Origin of the sequence: Sulfurimonas sp., assembly GCF_028694605.1 — a bacterium.
Classification (GTDB): Bacteria; Campylobacterota; Campylobacteria; order Campylobacterales; family Sulfurimonadaceae; genus Sulfurimonas.
The window spans coordinates 42,092-48,262 of the sequence record NZ_JAQVKP010000017.1 but is presented as its reverse complement, the minus strand read 5'-3'; the positions used below and the strand labels follow the sequence as shown (position 1 = coordinate 48,262).

Genomic DNA, 6,171 nt, shown 5'->3' with positions numbered 1-6,171 from the left:
AATCCTTACCAACATAGCCAATATCCATAAAAATCTCAAGACTTCAAAGGAATTACAACATCTTGTCGCTGTTATCGGTGCTTACACCAAAAAAGAGCTGGGTTTTATGTGCGAAAGTTGAGTAAGTTGATCAATTCACGATGAATTTCCTTAAATGGATTATGCATCATTGCAATAATCAAATTAAAGATAGTTTGGACCTAAACTAGATTTTAATCATTTTAGAAAAACTTTAAAGCTCATAGTGCTTTCAAACTTACTTAATATACATTTTAGTTTTCGTTTTTCTCTTAAATTCGCAGATAAAGCAAGATACGAATTCGTTCCTTTCATTTTGAGAATTTCGTCTACTTCTTGCGTGAGTTGAATTTTCTCTATAATAATATGCAAAACTAATCTGCTTTTTGTTTTGTGCTAAACTTATAAAGTTGGCATTTTAGTAATTTAATTCATTATGCATAATCCGAAAATGTCAACTATGATTTCATCCTCTCTTTATGTTATGCATTTACATAATCTTAAAGTAGTATCTTCAATTTTGTCAAACTTTTTGTTTGAACATAAAAATTTTAACTAAGAAAAGTAAATTTGTAAAAAGATGGGTAGCAATAGGGTAACAATGAAGCTTTTACGATAAGCTTAAAGAGTTGTTTTGAGCCTGTATTTTGGGGGTTTTAAAGGGTTTAAAAGTGGTGGACCCTCAGAGATTCGAACTCTGGGAGGTATTACCCTCGCCGGTTTTCAAGACTGATTTTATATAAAAATGAATAAAACTTAAACTTCATTAAATACGCTTAATCATCCCTATTTTAGGGCTTGATAAAGTGTCTGCTAATATTGTATAATACCTAATAAAAAGCGATAAAACTCTTCTAGGGGTGGAAATAGGGTGGAAAGATTTGGCTAGAGTTAAAACAAATTTAACAGGTGTATATTATAGAACATCTACTACAAATGGAAAAGAAGATAAGACATATTATATTACTTTTTATGACAATGATTCGAAAAAAAAAGAGCTAAAGATAGGAAAATACAGTGAGGGTGTGAGAGAAGCTTACTGTAATCAAAAGAGAAATGAAATCATAACAAAGTTACGACTTGGTGAAGAGCCGCCCGTTGCTTCAAAGCATAAAAAAAAGAATAAAGTTTTACTCGCGGATATTGCAGATAAATATTTTAAAAATCGAAAAGAAGGCAAATCAAAAGAAAGTGATATAGCTACTTTTAACAAACATCTTAAAGACTATTTTACAGATTTAGAAACCGTAACAAAATCAGATATCGAGAAGCTAATTTCTACTTTAGAGCAAAAAAGAAATATAAGCGGCAATACACTATCAAAGCAGACAGTAAAAAATATATTAGGTATTTTGAGTGCAGTTGTAAACTTTGGCTTAAAAGATAATCTTTTAAAAAATAATATAACGAAGTATTACAAGAGAACCGGAGTTGACAATGCCAGACAAAGCTATTTAAGTAAATCAGATATAAAAGCATTATATGAGAGATTAGAGATAGAAGAAGAATTTTATTTGATGTTTGTAAAACTCTCTTTGAATACAGGCGGCAGAGCGGCTACTATAATGAATATTAAAAAGAAAGATATAAATTTTAATCATAACACCATTACTTTAAAAGATTTTAAAAACGACAGTACTTACACGGGCTTTTTTAATGATGAACTAAAAGCTTTATTATTACGATATACGCAGAACTTGAAATTAAATGATTCACTGTTTACTTTAGGGCAAACAACACTTTTACGAAATCTAGGAAACATACTTAATGAATTGTTTAATATTGGGATAGACAGAGACGACAGAAAAAACAAAGTTGTTGTTCACACTCTTAGACACACATTTGCTTCTTATCTGGCAATAAACGGTACTCCTATATTTACAATTCAAAAATTAATGAACCATAAAGATATTTCTACGACGATGAGATACGCAAAATTAGCACCTGATAGCGGAAAAGAATCAGTAGTAGCTTTAGGGTTCTAGGATATAATTACGACGCGGTTCTGCTGTGGCTATATGCAACAGCTGTAACTGTGCATATAGTTTTAGTAAATCTTTAACCGCGAAAGGTGTTGATTTACATGTCAAAGATTGTTCTCGCAATCCTTGAAGTCATTCGTGAGATACTAAGGTATCTTAACAATGATTAAAACAAAGAGAGAGGTTTAAAAGCCTCTTTCGTATGCAAATTATAACATAAATAAAAAAATCTTCAAATTCTTCATAAAAATCTTCAAATTCTTTTACAAACTAATTTAAAAATTTAAGTTTCAAAAAAAATCAATTAAGTTTGATACATTGTTTTTAATGATTATAAAGTTTGTTTTATAGTCATTAAGTCTATAAAAACAGCATTTTGCCTTTATGGTATTTCGGCACGAATTAATCTACAATTTGCTTATATCGAATCTCTGTAATTAAGGGGGTTTGATTGAGTTAGATACGAGAGAGAAAAAAACTTTTCAGCTTGCAGGCAATCGTTTTATTCTCCCAAAGAAGATTAAAATCTTACAGTTTAAAAGCTGAAATCTCTCTTAGTATCTTTCACTAAATCAATAAAAAGATTAAAAGATGGAAGATTTTCAAGAACAAAACGAACTTAACAAAACTCTCAAGCGCTTTAACAAGATAAGACTCTACCATACTCACGGATGGATGAATATCTTACCAATGAAGTACCTCAAAAAGAACCCTCAAAGATATAATCAAATTCAGCTCAATACAGATACCCACTTTAACGCTATTATAATGGATATAGACGACGAAGAACTGCTCACGGAGTGGAACGCTGTCGGCTTACCTACTCCCACAATCCAAACATTAAACAAACACAACGACAAAGCTCATTTAGTATGGCTTTTGAATGTACCTGTAAGCAAAAAGAACCGCAAAGCAAGCAAATACTACAAAGATATAGTAAACAGCATTAAGCAGCTCATTGGAGCGGATAAAGCATACCAGAACCATCAAACTAAAAACTTTTTAAATGAAGAGTTATACAGAACCACTTACAATGATGTAGCTTATGACTTAGGCGACTTTCAAGCATTCATAATAAAAGATGAGAAATATCAAGATAATTTATCCGAGTTACAAAGCACAGGAAGCAGACATATAGACCTCTTTAATGAGCTAAGACGCTACGGCTATACAATCGCAAAAAATAAGAACCTACAAGAGAAACTAGAAAAACGAGCAGAGCTTATAAATGAGCAATTTGATGAACCTATAAAACCAAAATCAATAGTTAAATCTGTTTATCAGTTTTGTCATGAGAACTCAAATAATTTTAAATCAGCTGCTAAAGCTCAAGCAGGTGTTATGAAGTTTAAAAAGATAAAAAATCTATCTCAAGAACAATATAAAAATGAAGTACATAAACGACAAAGTAAATCAGCTGTAAGAACAGCAGATATAAAGCGTTTGAAAGCTTCTGTACGCATCAAAGTCACAGTTGAAACACTATTACGCAAAAAGATAAAACTAACCTACGCGAACATCGCAAAACACGCAAAAATGGCACTTAGAACAGTTAAAAATCACACAAAGATAGTCAAGTTTTTTACTCAAAAAATCAATGGTGCAATTAGCTCTATAAGGGTAATAGCACTTGGGGCAGGCGGCGCCTGCACTTTACCTCTAAAGTGCTTTTTTAATGAGGTTATGTGGGCAGAGAGTTTAAATTTAAAAACAAAAGGAGACAAAAGATGTCAAGTGCATCTTATATCAGGATAGATTCTCGAGAGTTTGAAGCTAGATTGTCAGCGGTACTTACACCATTTGAAGATTATGAGCATAGAGCACGGTACGGAATTATAGAAACCTATGAACCCATGGAGATAGAACCTCTTTTTTATCGCTGGAAAATAAATCTAAGCGTGATAAGAAAGAAAAAAGAGCTAACTAAAAAAGAAAGAAAGATGATTGACGATTATTTAGCTGCTCATAGTGTAACCGAATGTGAGATAGATAAAACGAGTTATGAGAACATTGATTTATACGAGTCATTAATCTTAGAGCCTTTTGAACCAGATAAAGAAGATGGTGTAAATTAAATAGCTTGACAACGAGTTATCAAATATGATAACATTTCTCTATGAATAAATGGAATATATCTTTTTATAGTGCAAGAGTTGAAAAAGAGACTTTATCGTTTCCTGATGGAATCTTAGCAGACTTTATCAGAATAGGCGAAATGATAGAGAAGCACGGACCAAACCTTGGTAAACCTCATACTGACTCTTTAGGTAATAAACTCTTTGAAATAAGAGCAAAAGCCAAAGAGGGCATAGGTCGTTCTCTCTTTTGCTATGCAATTGATAAAACTAATGAGATAGTGATACTTCATTCGTTTATCAAAAAAACTCAAAAGACACCTAAGAAAGATATAGAAATAGCACTAAAACGAAAAAAGGAGCTTGAAAATGGAAACTAGACCGTCATTTAAAGATTTTAAATCAAAAGCACTTTCTAACGAAAATGTAAAAAAAGAGTATAACTTACTAGAAGAGAGATATAAAATAATAGATATGCTTATTTCTATGAGAAAGGAAGCAGGCTTGACACAAGAAGAGATAGCCGCTGCACTCCATACTAGCAAGAGCAATATATCTAGACTAGAGAGCCATAGTTACACTTCTTCTCCTAAACTCTCTACACTTGTGGAGTATGCTCATGCAACAGGGCATAAACTAGAGTTGAGTTTTGGGAGAGCTTGAAGAGTCTTGAATTTTATTTAGCAATAGCTCTTCTATCGCGTTTGCCATATGCACGGATTGAACGCTAAATTCAATATATGGAAATATTTTATTTTCATGATATACATAGATTGAATACCCTATCAAATCACTCATTTTAAGATAGCTCCTTATATTGCTAAAATTAATTTTTTTATCACCGCTTTTTTCATGAAGAACAATCTCATTTTCGTTGATACTTATTTGCAAACCAGAGAAGTACCATCTTTTAGTCAAGGTGAGAATAATAATTATTAATATGATAATCGAGAATATTAGGGTAAAAAGAGATAAATCATATATTTCAAAATTTTTAGAAAAATAGATTTTTGGAATGGCAACGATGATACTAGCAGAACTCAAGCTTCCGATAAGTGAAAGAAAAAAGAGAGGGGCGATATTTGACCAATTCAAAACATTTTTGTGTACCTTTCGATTTTCGATTTTGCCTTTGTATGGTTTGATAATTTTCAAGGAGTAAAAATTATTTAAAGTACCAATTTCTGCTCCTTCATAATTTTGCGCAGTTTCATTATTCGAATTTTGAAAATTATTAGTTTGTATTGTCATTTTAAAACTCACATATATTTTGGTAATAGCATTGATAAATCATTTTTTAATTCATCAATTTTACCTTTTGAGACTGCAAAACTATATAAAGTATCAACAAGTTTTAAAATATTAGGTTCAATGTTTGTGATTTGACCTATGTTTTGAGTATGTGAACTTTTGCTTTTTTTACTAAAATCTTGACCTATCACATTATTACTATTTTGAAAATTATTAGTTTGTAAATCCCCAAATATCTCATTGTAAATGCCCAGTTCACGGCACTTTTTTTTGATTGCGCCTACGGAATTATTTTTTTTCCATTTCGAAAGAGCTGGTTGACCTATATCAATTTTATCAGCAAGCTGAGAAACAGATACGACATCATAGTATTTAATTAATAAATCAATTAGTTTTTCGGCATCATTCATTAAATATCCTAAAAATTACTAAATATTCCATTATTTTATTTTATCTTAAGGAAATAAATGGAATAATATGGAAAGTAAAGAAATAAAAATGTAAATTACTTACAAAATAGTAAATTACAGGAATTATAACTCACTTAACCTTAAAGGACTAAAAATGACAAAAGAAGATTATGAAAACGAAATACAAAAGCAAATAAAAGATATGGCGACTTTGGGATTCAAAAAAATGGCACTCTCTCCCGAGGATGTCTCTCAAATTTTGGATGTTGATATTTCCACTTTATATAATTGGCGCAAAAAGGCAATAGGACCTGCCTTTTCTCAACAGGACACAGGAAAAAGAAACAAGGTTATTTACACACCGCGGGCGATTGCAGCATTTCTTATGAATTCACAGCTCAAAACAGTTTAGAGAGAGAAAGCTCGCCACTCTCT

The 6,171-nt window shown here is 31.4% G+C and carries 8 protein-coding genes; 6 read left to right on the top strand and 2 right to left on the bottom strand.

Features of this window, described 5'->3' with window-relative positions; genetic code table 11:
* Positions 1 to 899 precede the first annotated feature (899 nt).
* The 5 genes from PHY84_RS10250 (at position 900) to PHY84_RS10230 (ending at position 4,738) form a co-directional block, all read left to right on the top strand.
* Positions 900 to 2,003, top strand: coding sequence for a site-specific integrase (locus PHY84_RS10250; protein ID WP_299859486.1), 1,104 nt, complete (start codon positions 900 to 902; stop codon positions 2,001 to 2,003).
* A gap of 588 nt (positions 2,004 to 2,591) precedes the next feature.
* On the top strand, positions 2,592 to 3,755 hold the full coding sequence (locus tag PHY84_RS10245) for a replication initiation protein (protein ID WP_299859485.1): 1,164 nt from the start codon (positions 2,592 to 2,594) through the stop codon (positions 3,753 to 3,755).
* Positions 3,728 to 4,075 (top strand): hypothetical protein, encoded by a 348-nt coding sequence (locus tag PHY84_RS10240; RefSeq protein WP_299859483.1) that lies wholly within the window; start codon positions 3,728 to 3,730, stop codon positions 4,073 to 4,075. The genes PHY84_RS10245 and PHY84_RS10240 overlap by 28 nt, the downstream gene beginning before the upstream one ends.
* A 41-nt stretch (positions 4,076 to 4,116) precedes the next feature.
* Positions 4,117 to 4,455, top strand: coding sequence for a type II toxin-antitoxin system RelE/ParE family toxin (locus PHY84_RS10235; RefSeq protein ID WP_299859482.1), 339 nt, complete (start codon positions 4,117 to 4,119; stop codon positions 4,453 to 4,455).
* Positions 4,445 to 4,738 (top strand): helix-turn-helix transcriptional regulator, encoded by a 294-nt coding sequence (locus PHY84_RS10230; protein WP_299859480.1) that lies wholly within the window; start codon positions 4,445 to 4,447, stop codon positions 4,736 to 4,738. The genes PHY84_RS10235 and PHY84_RS10230 overlap by 11 nt, the downstream gene beginning before the upstream one ends.
* On the opposite strand, the gene PHY84_RS10225 is transcribed toward PHY84_RS10230, so the two are convergent.
* Positions 4,712 to 5,326: a hypothetical protein gene (locus PHY84_RS10225; RefSeq protein ID WP_299859478.1), complete on the bottom strand. Its 615-nt coding sequence runs from the start codon at positions 5,324 to 5,326 to the stop codon at positions 4,712 to 4,714. The two genes, PHY84_RS10230 and PHY84_RS10225, sit on opposite strands and share 27 nt — an antisense overlap.
* Before the next feature lie 8 nt (positions 5,327 to 5,334).
* Positions 5,335 to 5,736 carry a hypothetical protein gene (locus PHY84_RS10220; protein ID WP_299859476.1) on the bottom strand — a complete coding sequence of 134 codons (402 nt, stop codon included), beginning with the start codon at positions 5,734 to 5,736 and terminating at the stop codon, positions 5,335 to 5,337.
* Positions 5,737 to 5,890: 154 nt separating this feature from the next.
* On the opposite strand from PHY84_RS10220, the gene PHY84_RS10215 reads away from it, so the two are divergent.
* On the top strand, positions 5,891 to 6,148 hold the full coding sequence (locus PHY84_RS10215) for a helix-turn-helix domain-containing protein (protein WP_299859474.1): 258 nt from the start codon (positions 5,891 to 5,893) through the stop codon (positions 6,146 to 6,148).
* The last annotated feature ends 23 nt before the right edge of the window (positions 6,149 to 6,171 follow it).